The sequence below is a fragment of the Streptomyces sp. LMG1-1-1.1 genome (assembly GCF_040815545.1).
Classification (GTDB): domain Bacteria; phylum Actinomycetota; class Actinomycetes; order Streptomycetales; family Streptomycetaceae; genus Streptomyces.
This window is the reverse complement of sequence record NZ_JBFPNH010000038.1, coordinates 1-16,673: the sequence shown is the minus strand read 5'-3', so window position 1 is coordinate 16,673 and position 16,673 is coordinate 1. Positions and strand designations below refer to the sequence as shown.

13 protein-coding genes, 3 tRNA genes and 1 pseudogene are annotated in these 16,673 nt (G+C 71.4%); 5 read left to right on the top strand and 12 right to left on the bottom strand.

The annotated features are described in order from the left end of the window. Window positions 1-114: 114 nt before the first annotated feature. The 4 genes from purM to MRBLMG1_RS22265 form a co-directional block, all read right to left on the bottom strand. A complete protein-coding gene (gene purM, locus MRBLMG1_RS22280) occupies window positions 115-1,182 on the bottom strand; it encodes a phosphoribosylformylglycinamidine cyclo-ligase (protein ID WP_367825862.1) in 1,068 nt (355 codons plus the stop codon). A 41-nt stretch (window positions 1,183-1,223) separates the two neighbouring features. Further along, window positions 1,224-2,750: an amidophosphoribosyltransferase gene (gene purF, locus MRBLMG1_RS22275; protein WP_367825861.1), complete on the bottom strand. Its 1,527-nt coding sequence runs from the start codon at window positions 2,748-2,750 to the stop codon at window positions 1,224-1,226. A gap of 216 nt (window positions 2,751-2,966) precedes the next feature. Further along, window positions 2,967-3,779 carry an META domain-containing protein gene (locus MRBLMG1_RS22270; RefSeq protein WP_367825860.1) on the bottom strand — a complete coding sequence of 271 codons (813 nt, stop codon included), beginning with the start codon at window positions 3,777-3,779 and terminating at the stop codon, window positions 2,967-2,969. Between the two features lie 48 nt (window positions 3,780-3,827). After that, the gene (locus MRBLMG1_RS22265) at window positions 3,828-4,616 is read right to left on the bottom strand and encodes a maleylpyruvate isomerase family mycothiol-dependent enzyme (RefSeq protein WP_367825859.1); all 789 of its coding nucleotides are present in this window, start codon (window positions 4,614-4,616) and stop codon (window positions 3,828-3,830) included. A 68-nt stretch (window positions 4,617-4,684) separates the two neighbouring features. On the opposite strand from MRBLMG1_RS22265, the gene MRBLMG1_RS22260 reads away from it, so the two are divergent. Beyond that, window positions 4,685-5,095 (top strand): nuclear transport factor 2 family protein, encoded by a 411-nt coding sequence (locus tag MRBLMG1_RS22260; protein ID WP_367825858.1) that lies wholly within the window; start codon window positions 4,685-4,687, stop codon window positions 5,093-5,095. Window positions 5,096-5,149: 54 nt separating this feature from the next. Here the strand turns inward: MRBLMG1_RS22260 and purL are convergent, their stop codons facing one another. Genes purL through purS form a run of 3 tightly spaced genes read right to left on the bottom strand, consistent with a single transcriptional unit; the run spans window position 5,150 to window position 8,345 of the window. Further along, window positions 5,150-7,423 carry a phosphoribosylformylglycinamidine synthase subunit PurL gene (gene purL, locus MRBLMG1_RS22255; RefSeq protein ID WP_367825857.1) on the bottom strand — a complete coding sequence of 758 codons (2,274 nt, stop codon included), beginning with the start codon at window positions 7,421-7,423 and terminating at the stop codon, window positions 5,150-5,152. Continuing rightward, window positions 7,423-8,103: a phosphoribosylformylglycinamidine synthase subunit PurQ gene (gene purQ / locus MRBLMG1_RS22250; RefSeq protein WP_367825856.1), complete on the bottom strand. Its 681-nt coding sequence runs from the start codon at window positions 8,101-8,103 to the stop codon at window positions 7,423-7,425. Before purQ ends, purL begins: the two co-directional genes overlap by 1 nt. After that, window positions 8,100-8,345 carry a phosphoribosylformylglycinamidine synthase subunit PurS gene (purS, locus tag MRBLMG1_RS22245; protein WP_030221400.1) on the bottom strand — a complete coding sequence of 82 codons (246 nt, stop codon included), beginning with the start codon at window positions 8,343-8,345 and terminating at the stop codon, window positions 8,100-8,102. The genes purQ and purS overlap by 4 nt, the downstream gene beginning before the upstream one ends. A 365-nt stretch (window positions 8,346-8,710) precedes the next feature. Here purS and MRBLMG1_RS22240 point away from each other — a divergent pair, with 365 nt between their 5' ends. The 4 genes from MRBLMG1_RS22240 (at window position 8,711) to MRBLMG1_RS22225 (ending at window position 9,691) form a co-directional block, all read left to right on the top strand. After that, window positions 8,711-9,052 (top strand): histone-like nucleoid-structuring protein Lsr2, encoded by a 342-nt coding sequence (locus MRBLMG1_RS22240; RefSeq protein WP_367825855.1) that lies wholly within the window; start codon window positions 8,711-8,713, stop codon window positions 9,050-9,052. Between the two features lie 202 nt (window positions 9,053-9,254). Then, window positions 9,255-9,326, top strand: a tRNA-Gly gene (locus MRBLMG1_RS22235). Window positions 9,327-9,406: 80 nt separating this feature from the next. Then, window positions 9,407-9,479 (top strand) — tRNA-Gly (locus MRBLMG1_RS22230). A gap of 136 nt (window positions 9,480-9,615) precedes the next feature. Then, window positions 9,616-9,691: transfer RNA gene (locus tag MRBLMG1_RS22225), tRNA-Gly, on the top strand. A gap of 44 nt (window positions 9,692-9,735) precedes the next feature. Here MRBLMG1_RS22225 and MRBLMG1_RS22220 read toward each other — a convergent pair. The 5 genes and pseudogenes from MRBLMG1_RS22220 to MRBLMG1_RS22200 form a co-directional block, all read right to left on the bottom strand. Next, window positions 9,736-10,644, bottom strand: a complete 909-nt coding sequence (locus tag MRBLMG1_RS22220; protein ID WP_367825854.1) for a phosphoribosylaminoimidazolesuccinocarboxamide synthase — start codon at window positions 10,642-10,644, stop codon at window positions 9,736-9,738. 88 nt (window positions 10,645-10,732) lie between these two features. Beyond that, a complete protein-coding gene (locus MRBLMG1_RS22215) occupies window positions 10,733-12,193 on the bottom strand; it encodes a N,N-dimethylformamidase beta subunit family domain-containing protein (RefSeq protein WP_367825853.1) in 1,461 nt (486 codons plus the stop codon). Window positions 12,194-12,387: 194 nt separating this feature from the next. After that, entirely contained in the window at window positions 12,388-14,382 is a 1,995-nt protein-coding gene (locus tag MRBLMG1_RS22210) for a hypothetical protein (protein ID WP_367825852.1), read from the bottom strand. A gap of 268 nt (window positions 14,383-14,650) precedes the next feature. Further along, window positions 14,651-15,901, bottom strand: a complete 1,251-nt coding sequence (gene purD, locus MRBLMG1_RS22205; RefSeq protein WP_367825851.1) for a phosphoribosylamine--glycine ligase — start codon at window positions 15,899-15,901, stop codon at window positions 14,651-14,653. A gap of 61 nt (window positions 15,902-15,962) precedes the next feature. After that, window positions 15,963-16,673, bottom strand: a pseudogene (locus MRBLMG1_RS22200) (DNA polymerase III subunit gamma and tau); the annotation flags it as partial.

Sequence of the window (16,673 nt, the reverse complement as noted above, 5' to 3'; positions counted from 1 at the left end):
GGGGAGCACCCCGGCCGGGTTTCCGTGCTGTCCGCGTCAGGCACGCGGCGAAGCCCAGGGGACACGAACGGGGCGCCCCGCCAGGAGCGCCCCGTCACGTACTGCCCAGCGGTCCTACTTCGCGTAGTCCCCGACCAGCTCGGCGCCCGTGGTGTGCGCCCCGCGCTCGGTGATCTCGCCGGCGACCCAGGACTCGACCCCGCGGTCCGCGAGCGTGGTCAGCGCCGCGTCCACCGACTCGGCCGGCACGACGGCCATCATGCCGACGCCCATGTTCAGGGTCTTCTCCAGCTCCAGGCGCTCCACCTGACCTGCCTTGCCGACCAGGTCGAAGATCGCGCCCGGCGTCCAGGTCGAACGGTCCACCGTGGCGTGCAGGCCGTCCGGGATCACCCGGGCCAGGTTGGCGGCCAGGCCGCCGCCCGTGATGTGGCTGTACGCGTGGACGTCCGTGGTCCGGGTGAGGGCCAGGCAGTCCAGCGAGTAGATCTTCGTGGGCTCCAGGAGCTCCTCGCCGAGCGTCCGGCCGAGCTCCTCGACCTGCTGGTCGAGGGTCATGCCCGCGCGGTCGAAGACCACGTGCCGGACGAGCGAGTACCCGTTGGAGTGAAGACCCGACGACGCCATGGCGATGACCGCGTCACCCGAACGGATCCGGTCCGCGCCGAGCAGCCGGTCGTACTCCACGACACCCGTGCCGGCGCCGGCCACGTCGAAGTCGTCCGGGCCGAGGAGGCCCGGGTGCTCCGCCGTCTCGCCGCCGACCAGGGCGCAGCCCGCCAGGACGCAGCCCTCGGCGATGCCCTTGACGATGGCGGCGACCCGCTCCGGGTGGACCTTGCCCACGCAGATGTAGTCGGTCATGAAGAGCGGCTCGGCGCCGCAGACGACGATGTCGTCCATGACCATCGCGACCAGGTCGTGGCCGATCGTGTCGTACACGCCCATCTGGCGGGCGATGTCGACCTTCGTGCCGACGCCGTCGGTCGCCGAGGCGAGCAGCGGACGCTCGTAGCGCTTGAGGGCGGAGGCGTCGAAGAGGCCGGCGAAACCGCCGAGGCCCCCGAGGACCTCGGGGCGCTGCGTCTTCTTCACCCACTCCTTCATGAGCTCGACGGCGCGGTCACCCGCTTCGATGTCGACGCCCGCGGACGCGTAGGAGGCACCAGTGGTCTGAGGCATTTCAGAGCTTTCGTGTCGTTTACTGCGTTACTGCGGGGGTCTTACGGGCGACGGAGCGCGTCGGAGGCCGCGGTGGCGGCCGGGCCGGCGGCCAGCTCGGTCTCCAGCAGCTGCTTGCCGAGCAGCTCGGGGTCCGGAAGCTCCATCGGGTACTCGCCGTCGAAGCAGGCACGGCAGAGGTTGGGCTTCTGGATGGTGGTCGCCTCGATCATCCCGTCGATGGAGATGTACGAGAGCGAGTCCGCGCCCAGCGACTTGCCGATCTCCTCGATCGACATGCCGTTGGCGATCAGCTCCGCGCGGGTCGCGAAGTCGATGCCGAAGAAGCAGGGCCACTTCACCGGCGGCGAGGAGATCCGGATGTGGATCTCGGCCGCGCCGGCCTCGCGGAGCATCTTGACGAGGGCGCGCTGGGTGTTGCCGCGGACGATCGAGTCGTCGACGACCACCAGGCGCTTGCCCTTGATGACGTCCTTGAGGGGGTTCAGCTTCAGCCGGATGCCGAGCTGCCGGATGGTCTGCGAGGGCTGGATGAAGGTGCGCCCGACGTAGGCGTTCTTCACCAGGCCGGCACCGAAGGGGATGCCCGAGGCCTCGGCGTAGCCGATCGCGGCCGGGGTACCGGACTCCGGAGTCGCTATCACCAGGTCGGCCTCGACCGGCGCCTCCTTGGCGAGGCGGCGGCCCATCTCCACGCGGGAGAGGTAGACGTTCCGGCCGGCGATGTCCGTGTCCGGGCGGGCCAGGTACACGTACTCGAAGACACAGCCCTTGGGCTTCGCTTCCGCGAATCGCGAGGTGCGGATGCCGTTCTCGTCGATCGCGATCATCTCGCCCGGCTCGACCTCGCGGACGTAGCTGGCGCCGCAGATGTCGAGGGCGGCCGATTCGGACGCGACCACCCAGCCGCGCTCCAGGCGACCGAGGACCAGCGGGCGGATGCCCTGCGGGTCACGGGCGGCGTAGAGCGTGTGCTCGTCCATGAAGACGAGGGAGAAGGCACCCCGGACGTCGGGGAGGATCTTCGCGGCGGCCTGCTCGATGGTGAGCGGCGTGCCGTCCTCGTCGACCTGCGCGGCGAGGAGCGCCGTGAGGAGGTCGGTGTCGTTGGTGGCCGCCACACGAGTGGAGCGGCCTTCCTTCTTGGGCAGGTCGGCGACCATTTCGGCGAGCTGCGCCGTGTTCACCAGGTTGCCGTTGTGGCCGAGCGCGATCGAGCCGTGGGCGGTTGCCCTGAACGTCGGCTGCGCGTTCTCCCACACGGACGCCCCGGTGGTCGAGTAGCGGGCGTGACCGACCGCGATATGACCTTGGAGGGAACCGAGAGAGGTCTCGTCGAAGACCTGGGACACGAGGCCCATGTCCTTGAAGACGAGGATCTGGGAGCCGTTGCTGACCGCGATACCCGCGGATTCCTGGCCCCGATGCTGGAGGGCGTAGAGCCCGAAGTACGTGAGCTTTGCGACCTCTTCACCCGGAGCCCAGACACCGAAGACGCCACAAGCGTCCTGGGGGCCTTTCTCTCCGGGGAGCAGGTCGTGATTGAGTCGACCGTCACCACGTGGCACGTTTCCGAGTGTAGACGGGCTCGACCACTGGTCCGAATTGAGGAAAACGGGGCACCCCTCCACTCGTGCGATCACACGAAATGATCGTTTCGGACGTGGAGGGGCCTACGAGTCAGGCGCGCGAAGGGATTCCGGCCCGGGGGCGCCGGAGAGCGGACGCTCGTACCAGGCCCGCAGCCCCCTCGCGATGTGACGGAGTTCGCAGTCGGCGCCCGCTCAGGAGGCACTCGCCGTCGCCGTGAGGCCCTCTCCCGACGCGTCCGTGAGGGTCAGCGTTCGGTGGTTCAGCCGATACGTGAGCGGGCCGTCGAGGAGCTCGTACAGCTTCGTCTCCAGCGCCATCTGCGGGCTCGTGCACATCATCCGGGTGGTCGCCGCCGGGCCCTCGACCGTGAGCGTCCGGCCCTGCTCGTCGACGCGGGCCTTCGCCGAGAAGCCGTTGCAGCCGAGGTTGCCGGTGGCCCGCCCGTCCGCGCCGAGGACGATCCGCGCCTTGTCCTCGCTCCCCGCCGGCAGCGAGGACACGGTGTCCCCGGAGACCAGCCCGTCGACCTTCCAGGTGGTGCCGCGCAGCGGGACGGCCCGCTCGGCCGTCAGCTCCAGACCGTTCCGGCCGTCCGCCGACTCCAGCCGCAGGGCGTCGCCCTTCATCGTCCCCTTGAGCGAGCCGGAGAAGGCCTTCAGCAACTCCGCCTCGAAGCGCCGGGCGTCGGCCGGACAGCCGATCTCGGTCACCTCGCCCGGGGCGACGGTCAGCGTGTCGCCCTTCACCGTGACGGCGGCGCCGAACGTGTTGCAGCCGCTGTTCCCCCGGGCCCGGCCCTCCTCGAAGTCGACGCGCGCGCCGTCGGGAGCGGCCGACCTGCGCCCGTCGACCGTCACGGCCTCCACCGACCACTGCGTCCCCACCACCGGCAGGTCCGGCTGCACCGCGCCCGCACCCGAGCCGGCGCCCCCACCCCCCTCCGTACCGCACGCGGTGAGCAGCAGGAGCGGGACCAGGACGGCGAGTACGCGGGTCTTCGGCATGCAGGTGGGACGGAACCGCCCGCCGTACGGTTCCGGTACCCGGCGCTTCTAGCCCATGAGGGGCAGCAGATCCTTCAGGTCGGCCCGTTCGCCGCTCGCGCTGACGTGCGCCTCGTCCAGCTCCACCGCCCACTGCGTCCGGCCGGTCGCGAGCCTGATCCACGTCAGCGGATCCGTCTCCACCACGTTCGGCGGGGTGCCCCGGGTGTGCCGGGGGCCCTCCACGCACTGCACCACCGCGTACGGCGGGACGCGGACCTCCACCGCCCCGCCCGGGGCCCGCACGGCGAGCGTGTCGGCGAGCAGCCGGGTACTGGCGGCCAGCGCCTGGCGGTCGTACGGGACGGCGGCGCCGGTCGCCGCGTTCAGGTCGTCGGTGTGGACGACCAGCTCGACCGTCCGGGTCACCAGGAAGTCCCCGAGGGTCATCGCACCGAAGCTCAGCGGCAGCAGCCGCTCGTCCCCCGCCCCGGCGACCGCCTCCTCGTACTCCTCCGCCACGCGCGCGTACAGCCCCACCGGGTCCGCCGCGTCGATCCCCCGGGTGTGCTCGTCGATCCGCTCCGCCGCCGTCGCCGTCATCGACGGCCAGTCGAGCAGGGCCAGCTCCCTCGCCGCCGGGGCGGGCGCGGCGAGCAGCCGCGGGACGGAGTCCACCATCCACGCCAGGTGCGCCACCAGGTCCCGTACCGTCCACGCCCCCAGCCGGGTCGGCCCGTCGAGCTGCTCCGGGGTGAGCGCCGCCACCGCCTCCCGCACGTTCCCGAACTGGGCGCTCACGGCGGCCCGGATCTTGGCGGAGTCGTAACTGCGGGTGCGCTTCTTGGCGGGTGGCATGCGCAGAGGCTAGCCCCGAGACTGAAGAAGAGGGGGGCAGGCCCTTCGCGAAAGGCAGTGACGGGACCATGACCTATCACGAGCACCCCGACGCCGCCCTGGTACGCCGGGGCTACGACGCGTTCGAAAAGGGTGACATGAGTGCGCTGGGTGACCTTCTGACCGGCGACTGCACCCACCACTCGCCCGGCAGTACCCGGTTCGGCGGGCACTTCAAGGGCCGGGACAACGTCCTCGCGCACTACGGGGACATCTTCGAGTACACCGGCCGCACCATGCGCATCGAGCTCGAAGGCGTCTTCGTCGACGGGCGGGGTCACGTGCTCACGACCCACAGGTGGCACGCCGACCACGGCGACCGGGGGCTCTCGATGAGAGGCGGCCTCTTCTTCACCCTGATCGGGGGGAAGGCCTCCGACATCGACGAGTGCGTGGAGGACATCGAGGAAGTGGACGCGTTCCTCTCCATGGACGACTGACGGCACGGAGCCCCCGCCCATCCCGGGCGGGGGCTCCGTTCCGTACGGGACCGATCAGGCCAGCAGGCCCGGGATCGTCGCCTCGTGCGCCTCGCGCAGCTCCGCGAGGGAGAGCGCGAACTCGCCCTGCACGTCCACCGCGTCGCCGTCGACGACACCGATGCGGGTCGCCGGAAGACCCCGCGCACCGCACATGTCGGTGAAGCGGAGCTCCTCGCTGCGCGGGACGGCGACGACCGCACGGCCCGCCGACTCGCTGAAGAGGAACGTGAATGCGTCCAGGCCCTCCGGGACGACCAGGCGCGCGCCGTTCCCACCGCGCAGGCAGGACTCGACGACCGCCTGGACCAGACCGCCGTCGGACAGGTCGTGCGCCGCGTCGATCATGCCGTCGCGGGACGCCGAGATCAGGATCTCGCCGAGCAGCTTCTCCCGGTCGAGGTCCACGGCCGGCGGCATACCGCCGAGGTGCTGGTGGATCACCTCGGACCAGGCCGAGCCGCCGAACTCCTCGCGCGTGTCGCCGAGCAGGTAGAGGAGCTGGCCCTCTTCCGCGAAGGCGATCGGCGTACGGCGGTTCACGTCGTCGATCACACCGAGCACGGCCACGACCGGCGTCGGGTGGATCGCGGTCTCGCCCGTCTGGTTGTAGAGCGAGACGTTGCCGCCGGTGACCGGGGTGCCCAGCTGCAGGCAGCCGTCCGCGAGACCACGGGTGGCCTCCGCGAACTGCCACATCACGGCCGGGTCCTCGGGCGAACCGAAGTTCAGGCAGTCCGAGATGGCCAGCGGCTTCGCACCGGACGCGGCGACGTTGCGGTACGCCTCCGCCAGCGCGAGCTGCGCACCCGTGTACGGGTCGAGCTTCGCGTACCGGCCGTTGCCGTCGGTCGCCATGGCCACGCCGAGGTTGGTCTCCTCGTCGATGCGGACCATGCCCGCGTCCTCGGGCTGCGCCAGGACCGTGTTGCCCTGCACGAACCGGTCGTACTGGTCCGTGATCCAGGACTTCGAGGCCTGGTTCGGCGAGGAGACGAGCTTCAGGACCTGGTCCTTCAGCTCGGCGCCGTCCTGCGGCCGGGGCAGCTTGCCGGCGTCGTCGGCCTGGAGCGCGTCCTGCCAGTCCGGGCGCGCGAACGGCCGGTGGTAGGTCGGGCCCTCGTGGGCGACGGAACGCGGCGGCACGTCGACGATCTGCTCGCCGTGCCAGAAGATCTCCAGCCGTTCGCCGTCCGTCACCTCACCGATGACGACCGCGATGACGTCCCACTTCTCGCAGATCTCCAGGAAGCGGTCGACGTGCTGCGGCTCGACGATCGCGCACATGCGCTCCTGCGACTCGCTCATGAGGATTTCCTCGGGCGAGAGCGTGGCGTCGCGCAGGTGGACCTTCTCGAGGTCGACGTGCATGCCGCCGGAGCCCGCGGAGGCCAGCTCGGACGTGGCGCAGGAGAGCCCGGCGCCGCCGAGGTCCTGGATGCCCGCGACGAGCTTCTCCTTGAAGATCTCCAGGGTGCACTCGATGAGGAGCTTCTCCTGGAACGGGTCGCCGACCTGGACGGCGGGGCGCTTGGTCGGCTTGCCCGTGCCATCGGCACTATCGGGTGCAGCGTCGAAGGTCTCGGACGCGAGGACCGAGACGCCGCCGATGCCGTCGCCACCCGTGCGGGCGCCGTACAGGATGACCTTGTTGCCGGGGCCGGAGGCCTTGGCGAGGTGGATGTCCTCGTGCTTCATCACGCCGATGCAGCCGGCGTTGACGAGCGGGTTGCCCTGGTAGCAGGAGTCGAAGACGACCTCGCCACCGATGTTGGGCAGGCCGAGGCAGTTGCCGTAGCCGCCGATGCCGGCGACGACACCGGGCAGCACGCGCTTGGTGTCGGGGTGGTCGGCCGCGCCGAAGCGCAGCGGGTCGACGACCGCGACCGGACGGGCACCCATGGCGAGGATGTCGCGGACGATGCCGCCCACGCCGGTGGCCGCGCCCTGGTAGGGCTCGATGTACGAGGGGTGGTTGTGCGACTCGACCTTGAAGGTGACCGCGTACCCCTGGCCGACGTCGACGACGCCGGCGTTCTCGCCGATGCCGACGAGCATGGCGTCGTTCTCGGGGACCTTCTCGCCGAACTGCTTCAGGTGGACCTTGCTGCTCTTGTAGGAGCAGTGCTCGGACCACATGACGGAGTACATGGCGAGCTCGGCGCCGGTGGGACGGCGGCCGAGGATCTCGCGGATGCGCGCGTACTCGTCCTCCTTGAGGCCGAGCTCCTTCCAGGGCTGCTCGCTGTCCGGCGTCTCGCTCGCGTGCTTGACGGTGTCGAGGCTCATCAGGCGTTGACCAGCTTCTTGAGGATCGAGGTGAAGAAACCGAGGCCGTCCGTCTTGCCGGTGCCGACCAGCGGCTCGACGGCGTGCTCGGGGTGCGGCATGAGGCCGACCACGTTGCCCGCGGCGTTGGTGATGCCCGCGATGTCGCGCAGCGAGCCGTTGGGGTTGACGTCCAGGTAGCGGAAGGCGACCCGCCCCTCGGCCTCCAGCTCGTCGAGCGTGCGCTCGTCGGCGACGTACCGGCCGTCCATGTTCTTGAGCGGGACCTCGATCTCCTGGCCCTGGACGTAGTCCGAGGTCCAGGCGGTCTCCGCGTTCTCCACCCGCAGCTTCTGGTCGCGGCAGATGAAGTGGAGGTGGTTGTTGCGGAGCATGGCGCCCGGCAGCAGGTGGGCCTCGGTGAGGATCTGGAAGCCGTTGCAGATGCCGAGGACGGGCATGCCCGCCTTCGCCTGCTCGATGATCGTCTCCATCACCGGCGAGAAGCGGGAGATGGCTCCGGCCCGCAGATAGTCGCCGTAGGAGAAGCCACCGGCCAGGACCACGGCGTCGACCTGCTTGAGGTCCTTGTCGCGGTGCCACAGCGAGACGGGCTCGGCGCCCGCGAGGCGGGCGGCACGCAGCGCGTCCTGGTCGTCGAGCGTTCCGGGGAACGTGACGACGCCGATGCGTGCGGTCACGACTCCACCTTCACGATGAAGTCTTCGATCACGGTGTTGGCAAGGAAGGTTTCGGCCATCTCGTGGATGCGGGCGAGGGCGGCTTCATCGACCGGCCCCTCCACCTCCAGCTCGAAGCGCTTCCCCTGACGGACGTCGGCGATTCCGGCGAATCCCAGGCGGGGCAGTGCACGCTGCACCGCCTGCCCCTGAGGGTCGAGGATCTCCGGCTTGAGCATGACGTCGACTACGACGCGTGCCACTGGCACTCCCGGTGGTGTGTTGCGTGGGCGGTTCCCTCAGCGTACCTGCCTCCAAATTCTACGCGGGTAGAGATCTGAAGGATCCTACAAAAGCCCGGTTCGGTGCGGCGTGGGTCACACGAACACGCGGCACGCGCTGGCCGGACACTCCCCCGCAAAATTCGAGTGAAATATTGCGGACCGCAATGTGCCGGGACACGCTGAAACAATTGGCAGGGCTTCACAATGCGACACCTGCCGCTGTACAAAGGAATCCAGAAGAAAGCAGCATTGTCCCGGCACAGCCGTATGGTCGGCATCGCAGCACGTCAGAGGCGCCACAAGCGCCCTCTCGACCTCGGCGGCCGCAGGAAAGGACAGAATCCGTGGCTCAGCGTGTGGTGGTCACTCTCTCCGACGACATCGACGGCGGAGAAGCGGCTGAAACGGTCGCGTTCGGCCTCGACGGGAAGATGTACGAGATCGACCTGAATGCTGCCAATGCAAAGAAACTCCGCAAGGCCCTCGCGCCCTACCTCGCCGCGGGCCGCAAGCTGCCCGCCCGGGTGGCCGCCGGCCGGAGTCCCGCGGTCGAGTCGTACACCCACACCGCCCTCGCCCCCGCCCCGGCGGCGGTCCGCGCCTGGGCCCAGTCCAACAAGATGGACGTCCCCGCCCGCGGCCGGATCCCCAAGCGCGTCTACGAGGCCTTCCGCGCCGCGAGCTGAACCGGGAGCGGACGGCGACCGCGGGCCGGGAGCGGACCGCGTCCGCGGACCAGGAACGAGAGTCGGCCAGCGGCGGGAGCGAGAGCCGGCCACCGGCGGGAGCGGGAGGCGGGGGAGCCGATTTGCATGGCACCCCCGATGATCCGGTAGAGTCTGGATCACGCCGAGGGGCGAGGCCGCAAAGCCAAGTCCCCAGCAGCGTGCGGGTGTAGTTCAGTAGTAGAACATCCCCCTTCCAGGGGGAAGGCGCAGTGTGCAATTCCTGTCACCCGCTCTGCATCGCTTGACCGACCACGGTTGTGGATCAGGTAGAGTGGTGCTCGCACCGCCCGGTGAAAGCCGAGCGGCAGCAATGCGGACGTGGCTCAGTTGGTAGAGCATCACCTTGCCAAGGTGAGGGTCGCGAGTTCGAATCTCGTCGTCCGCTCAGGAAGTACGAAGGCCCCGGTTCTCAGGAACCGGGGCCTTCGTCGTACCCCGGAGCATGTGAAAGGGCCCACACGAAAACGTGTCACGAGCACCCCGAACGTTGGGTATATAGTTAGCAGCGCGCTACGGCGCATGCGGACGTGGCTCAGTTGGTAGAGCATCACCTTGCCAAGGTGAGGGTCGCGAGTTCGAATCTCGTCGTCCGCTCCATGAAGAAGCCCCCGGTCGAATCGACCGGGGGCTTTCTCGTTGTCCTACCAGGCGGTCCCGGTCAGCAGCTCGTACGCCTCGATGTACTTGGCGCGGGTCGCGTCCACGATCTCCTGCGGGAGCGGCGGCGGCGGCTGCTCGCTCTTGCGGTCCCAGCCCGAGGCCGGCGAGGTCAGCCAGTTCCGCACGAACTGCTTGTCGTACGAAGGCTGGGCGCGGCCCGGCTGCCACTGGGCGGCCGGCCAGAAGCGGGACGAGTCCGGAGTGAGGACCTCGTCGGCGAGGACGAGCCGGTCGCCGTCCGGGGTGCTCTCGAAGCCGAACTCGAACTTCGTGTCGGCGAGGATGATGCCCCGCTCGCGGGCGATGTCACGGGCCCGCGAGTACACCGCGAGGGTCTGCTGGCGCAGCAGCGCGGCGGTCTCCGCGCCGACCTCACGGGCGACCTCCTCGTACGACACGTTCTCGTCGTGGTCGCCGACCGCGGCCTTCGTCGCCGGGGTGAAGATCGGGGCGGGCAGCTCGGAGCCGTCGCTCAGGCCCTCGGGGAGCGTGATGCCGCACACCGTGCGGGACTCGTCGTACTCGACCAGGCCGGAGCCGGTCAGGTAGCCGCGGGCGACGCACTCGACCGGGACCATGTTCAGCGACTTGCAGACGAGGGTGCGGCCCTCCCAGTCGGCGGGGGCGCCGGCCGGCAGCTGGGTGGAGATGACGTGGTTGGGGACCAGGTCGGTGAGCTTGTCGAACCACCACAGCGAGAGCCGGGTGAGCACCCGGCCCTTGTCGGGGATCTCGGTGGGAAGGACCCAGTCGTACGCCGACATGCGGTCGCTCGCCACCATCACGAGGTCACCGGCCTCGTTCCGGTACAGGTCGCGGACCTTGCCCGTGTGGAGATGGGTGAGGCCCGGGACCTGGACGGGCTCGGGCTTTTCTACGAATCCGGACACGGTTCCTCCGCGTAGGTTGATCCAGGAGCGGGTCCGATTCTCTCGCACACGCGGACGGAGGCGACCGTCGGGCCCTGCGACCCCCTGCTCAGTCCCTCTTACAGATCCGGTCCAGGAGGTTGGCGGTGGCGCGCTGGACCCGGGCGTCGACATGGCCCGGCCGGTCCAGTGCCGGCGACCAGGCGAACGTGCCGGACGCGAACACCCAGGCGCCGGACGGGGCCCGGTAGAGACTCGTCTCCTGGTGGCGGAGCGCCCCCTCGCCGTCCCGGTAGGGCGAGTGGGCGAGCAGGATGCGGCCCTGGTGCTCGGGGAGCGCGGTGCGCGGGAAGTAGCGGTCGGCCTCGCCCGCCACCAAGCCGGGCAGCTCGTCGCCGTCGCCGGCGCCGGTGGCGTCCCAGAGCCAGTGGTCGGAGTTCCGTACGACCAGCGGCCGCGGTTCGGGCACCCGGCCCGCGTACTGGATGCCGAGGAGCTGCTGCTCGGGCCGGTCGACCTCGCGCCAGAGCGCCGGCTTGCCGGGGCCGCGCCGCTTCCGGCAGGTCAGGAGGCGGTCCGGCACCCCCGACGGCGAAGGGCCCAACTCCACTTGCCAGTACATGGTGTTGGCGGAGAGGAAGACCAGCGACGTGCCCTGGTCGCGGGCGAGTTCGGCGGTCCTGCGCATCGGGGCCGACCAGTACTCGTCATGGCCGGGGAAGACCAGGCCCCGGTAGCGGCTCGGATCGACCCGGCCGGCGTGCAGGTCGCGGGTCTCGGCGTACGCGAGGTCGTAGCCGTACCGCTCGGCCCAGCGGATGAAGTCGTACGCGTGCCCCACGTGCAGCGGCAGACCCGCGCCCGCGTACGGGCGGTCGAAGGAGACCGTGACGGCCGCCTCCTCCTCGCCGAGCAGCCGGCCTTCCTCGTCCCAGGCGTGATAGAGGCTGGCGCCCGTGTGACCGTCCTCCGGATAGAGGTTGTACGCCTGCCACGTCACGTCCGGGAGGACGAGGAGCAGATCGGCCGGGTGGTTGTCGCGGACCGTGAAGGGGATGTGCGACCGGTAGCCGTCGGCGGTGGTGAGGACGGCCACGTACGCGCCGATCGTCCAGTACGAGGGAATCTGCAACCGCCAGGACTGCCACCAGTGGTGGCAGGAGACCGTGCGGTCGGCGGTGAGCGGGGCCGGCTGGACGATCCCGGACAGGCGGGGGCTGGTGGTGATCTTCGCGGCGCCGTCGCCGCCGTAGTGCCCGATTCGGTAGACGTCGACCGAGAACTGCTGCGGCGGGTCCACCGTGACGTGGAAGTCGATCGACTCCCCCGGCGCCACGGCCCCGTCCGACGCGAAGCCCTTGATCTGGCGGCGGACGTCGTCGGCCGTGCGGGGGCCGCCGCTGCCGCCCCGGGCCAGGATCTCGTCCGCGTACCAGGGGACCATCTGACCGGTGTCGTCGAAGTAGTTGTCCGAGCCGCGCAGCCAGGGCAGCGGACCCTGGCCGAAGGGATCGCTCACGGCGTGCGCGAGCGCGCCCGACTCCCACCGTCTGATCTGCTCCGCCCCCATGGTCCGCCCCTCCCTCGACTCCCCCGGTCGGCTGGCCTGCTCGTCGGCTTGTCGGCTGGTCGGTGCCGCTGGTCCTTGCCTCTGTCAGTGACGGTCTCCAGCACATCACATAACGCACGCACTCCGTCACCGTTCGTCGTGAATTGGCTAGAGTGGAAGCCAGGCCTCCAGGAAGGAGGCCTGCCAGGGCGGGCTCAGACCAGCCGTACGGGCTTCTCCGGACGCACCCCGGTCCGGGCCAGCCAGAGGCTCAGCGGCTCCGGATCGCCGTCCTCGACCAGGGCCAGGACACGGGGCCCCAGATCCGCCGCCCGCTCCCCGCCGACGAGCAGGGCGGGTCCGTCCAGCCAGTCGAGGCCGGGCGCGGCCTCCGCCGTGTCCACCGCCGCACAGCAGACCATCGCGATGACGTGGTCGGCCAGCAGGTCACGTCCCGTACGGGGCGGCTGGAGCGGGAACAGCGGCAAGGGCCCGTCGGGGCCGCTCACCGCCACGGACGCGGGGGCGGGGGCGGCCTTCCGGCCCTTCTCCGCGGCGCGGGCGCTCTCGGCCGCCGCGGCGACCCGCGCCTCCCGCGCGGCCTCCTCCCGCACGAGCAGCGTGCTGAGCGCCGCGGCGAGGGCCTCGGCGGCGGGGTTCACGGGCTCGTCGTCGTCGAGCTGGTGCGGGTCCGTGGGCTCGTCGGCGTCGAGCTCGTGCGTGTTCGGGGGCTGGTCGCCATCGAGCTCGTGCGCGTTCGGGGGCTGGTCGCCATCGAGCTCGTGCGCGTTCGGGGGCTCGGGGGCGTCGAGCTGGAGCGCGTTCGCGAGCTCGTCGTCGGCGAGTGGGGTCGGCTTCGCGGGCTCGGTGTCGGGCGGAAGGTCCGTCGCGTCGGCTTCCGGCGTCGTGGGCGCGGGCTGCGGGGACGCGGCGCCGGGGAGCCGTTCCGTCGTCAGATGGGCGATCACGCGGGTCAGGGTCGGACCGGCGGAGTCGGGGGCGGAGCCGGCCGCCGAGTCGGGGACGCCGAGACCGTCGAGGACCTGGTGCAGGCGGGCGGCGTCGGTGCGCCACTTCCGGTCGACGACCTCCTCCGGGTACTGGCTCCACTCGACCGGGGACCAGTCGGGGCCGGCCTCGGCCGGGCCGCCGTGGAAGAGTCGGGCGGCGAGCAGCGAGGTCGCCTCGTCGACGGCGCCCGGCTCCTCCAGGAGGTCACAGGCCGGTCGCTCACCGAGCCGGGAGGAGAAGCCCTCCGCGAGCCGGTCACGACGGGAGAGCTCGGTCAGGGCGGAGACCACGCCCGCGTCGAGCTTGGCGGGCCAGCGGCCCATGCGCCAGGCGGGCAGCGCGACCCGGGTCAGGAGGCGGTCCCAGCCCGCGTACGCCAGGCCGACCTGCTCCTGGGCGACGATCCGTACGCCGTAGTCGACGGCCTGGGCGCGCTCCGAACCGGCCGCGGCGACCCCGCGCTCCATCTCGGCCGCGTGCCCCCGGCAGGCGCGCAGCAGGACGCGGGCGACGCTCCCGACGCCCCGCGCGCCGAGCCTGCGCAGCGGGTCGAGGCCGGGTTCCCCCGGTACCGCGACGGCGGCGTCCAGGCCCCGGACGAAGCGGCGGGCCGCGGCTATGTCGGGGTGCGCGGCCGGTCCCGTACCGGCCACGACGGGGGCGAGGACGGCGCGCAGCTCGGCGACGCGCATCCACCACAGGAACGGCGAACCTATGACGAGGACGGGGGCGCCGTCGCCGCCGGGCGCCGTCCGCAGCGCTCGGTGGGCCCGGTGCGTGCGGTCCTCCAGCCAGCTGTCGCAGTCCGGCGTCAGGGCTATCCCGGCCGGCGCGGGAACGTCGAGCCGGTCGGCCAGGTCCCGGACGAGCCGGAAGAGATCGGGGGCGGCGGTCTCGGCGAGCTCCACCGTCGGCGTCGCGGCCGGACGGGCCCGGGCGACGACGAGGGCGACGGCCGTGGCGGCGAGGAGGACGACCACCGCGAGGACGGTCACGACCCAGCGGGCCGTGTCCCAGGCCGCGCCGGTGAAGTGGCCGGTGACCCCGCCCGCGTACAGCACGACGGCCACCGCGGCGGGAAGCACCGCGAGGCCCAGTGCCCTGCCTCGGACACGGAGGACGGCGAGGGCCCGGGAGTGCGCGGCGCGCGCACCCCACTCCTCGCCGACAACGGAACCGGTACCGGACACGCCGGACATCACCCCCTCCTGCCCTCGTCGGGACTGCCTGTGGCGGTGTTGCTCACTCCCCCACTGTGGCACCCGCCACCGACATCGCAATGCCGGTGGGCCAAGTGCCGGAACGCCTTCGCCGCACCCTAGTTGGGGCGTTGGCGGGAGTCATCCGTATGGCCGAGCCGTCACTCGATGGAATGGCTTTGGGTAAAGGTGATGGCGTTCAAGTGGCCGTGTGGTTCACAGGTTCCGCACCACACGGCCACAAGAAATCGGACGAGGTCCGCCGGAATCAGGCCTCGGCGGCCTTCCGCGCGATGTCCGTGCGGTGCTGCGAACCGTCAAGGCGGATACGGCCGACCGCCGCGTACGCCCGCTCGCGGGCCTGCGCCAGGTCCGTGCCGGTCGCGGTGACCGAGAGGACACGGCCGCCCGCGCTGACGACCTTGGCGCCGTCCAGCTTCGTCCCGGCGTGCAGCACGTACGCGTGCGGGGCGTCCTGCTCCGCGATCTCGGCGAGGCCCTCGATCGGGTCGCCGGTGCGCGGGGTGTCCGGGTAGTTGTGGGAGGCGACGACCACGGTGACGGCGGCGTCGTCGGCCCAGTTCAGCGGGGCCTGGTCGGCCAGCGTGCCGTTGGCCGAGTTCAGCAGGACACCGGCCAGCGGGGTCTTCAGACGGGCCAGGACCACCTGGGTCTCGGGGTCGCCGAAGCGCGCGTTGAACTCGATGACCCGCACACCGCGGCTGGTGATCGCCAGACCCGCGTACAGCAGACCGGAGAACGGCGTGCCGCGCCGGCGCAGCTCGTCGACCGTCGGCTGGAGGACGGTCGCGAGGACCTCCTCGACCAGCTTCGGGTCGGCCCAGGGCAGCGGCGAGTAGGCGCCCATGCCGCCGGTGTTCGGGCCCTCGTCGCCGTCGAGCGCGCGCTTGAAGTCCTGCGCGGGCTGGAGCGGGAGGACCGTGGTGCCGTCGGTGATCGCGAAGAGGGAGACCTCGGGGCCGTCGAGGAACTCCTCGATGACGACCCGGTCGCAGGCGAGCGCGTGCGCCCTGGCCTGCGCGACGTCCTCCGTGACGACGACGCCCTTGCCGGCGGCGAGACCGTCGTCCTTGACCACGTACGGAGCGCCGAAGGCGTCGAGCGCCTCGTCGATCTCCTCGGGGGTCGTGCAGACGTAGCTGCGGGCGGTGGGCACGCCCGCGCCGGCCATGACGTCCTTCGCGAAGGCCTTGGAGCCTTCGAGGAGCGCCGCCTCCTTCGAGGGGCCGAAGACGGGGATGCCGGCCGCGCGGACGGCGTCGGCGACACCCGCGACGAGCGGGGCCTCCGGGCCGACCACGACCAGTTCGGCGCCGAGCTCGGTGGCGAGGCGCGCGACGGCATCGCCGTCCAGTTGGTCGACGGGGTGCAGCTCGGCGACCTCCGCGATTCCGGCGTTGCCGGGCGCGCAGTGCAGAGCGGTGACGTCGGGATCGAGGGAGAGAGAGCGGCACAGGGCGTGTTCGCGGGCGCCGCCGCCGATGACGAGGACCTTCACGCCAGCCAGGGTAGCCCGCTGGCCGGGATGCCCCTTGTGCGGGCCACCGAGCGAGACGCCCCTACTCGTTCGTGTATTCCTCCACAACGGTGGCTCCGAGCTCGCGCACGATCAGGTCGTGCCCCGACAGCGCGGAGTCCACGAGGTCGGGGTCGTCCTCCTCCGGCACGTCGTCCTCGGGCGCCACCGGCTGCGGCGCCGGCGGGCTGTACGCGGGGGCCGGCGCCGGCGCGGCCGCCTGCGGGAACGCCGCGGACGGGGCCGCCGGCGCGGGCGGAGGCGGCGCCTGCTGGAAAGCCGGGGCAGGCGCGGCGGGCCTGCCGCCCCCGAACCCTCCGGTCCCGCCGGAACCCCCGAAGCCCGTCGCGGCGGGCGGCGGCGAGGCCCCGCCCGAGGGGTCGATGATCGCCTCGACCTTCCAGTTCACGTGGAACTGCTCGGCGAGGGCCTGCTTCAGGACCTCCTCGCTGCCGCTGCTCGCGAAGTTGTCGCGCGCCCCGGCGTTCAGGAAGCCGAGCTGCAGCGTCGTCCCGTCGAAACCCGCCACCTGCGCGTTCTGGCTGAGCAGGATCCACGTGAAACGACGCCGGTTCTTCACCGCGTCCAGGATCTGCGGCCACAGGTTCCGCACCTGCGCCGTGTCCCCGCCCCCTCCACCGGACACCGGGGCCGGCTGCGCCTGCACGGGCGCGGCCGGAGCCGGTGCCTGCGCCGCCGGCGCGGCCTGACCGGACGCACCGGGCCACGCACCGGGCGCGCCGCTGCCGGGCGC

What these genes read in the sequence shown, in the direction of transcription:
- purM (WP_367825862.1), bottom strand. Translation starts at nt 1,182, where the DNA reads ATGCCTCAGACCACTGGTGCCTCCTACGCGTCCGCGGGCGTCGACATC.
- MRBLMG1_RS22270 (WP_367825860.1), bottom strand. Translation starts at nt 3,779, where the DNA reads ATGCCGAAGACCCGCGTACTCGCCGTCCTGGTCCCGCTCCTGCTGCTC.
- MRBLMG1_RS22265 (WP_367825859.1), bottom strand. Translation starts at nt 4,616, where the DNA reads ATGCCACCCGCCAAGAAGCGCACCCGCAGTTACGACTCCGCCAAGATC.
- MRBLMG1_RS22260 (WP_367825858.1), top strand. Translation starts at nt 4,685, where the DNA reads ATGACCTATCACGAGCACCCCGACGCCGCCCTGGTACGCCGGGGCTAC.
- purL (WP_367825857.1), bottom strand. Translation starts at nt 7,423, where the DNA reads ATGAGCCTCGACACCGTCAAGCACGCGAGCGAGACGCCGGACAGCGAG.
- MRBLMG1_RS22215 (WP_367825853.1), bottom strand. Translation starts at nt 12,193, where the DNA reads ATGGGGGCGGAGCAGATCAGACGGTGGGAGTCGGGCGCGCTCGCGCAC.
- MRBLMG1_RS22210 (WP_367825852.1), bottom strand. Translation starts at nt 14,382, where the DNA reads ATGTCCGGCGTGTCCGGTACCGGTTCCGTTGTCGGCGAGGAGTGGGGT.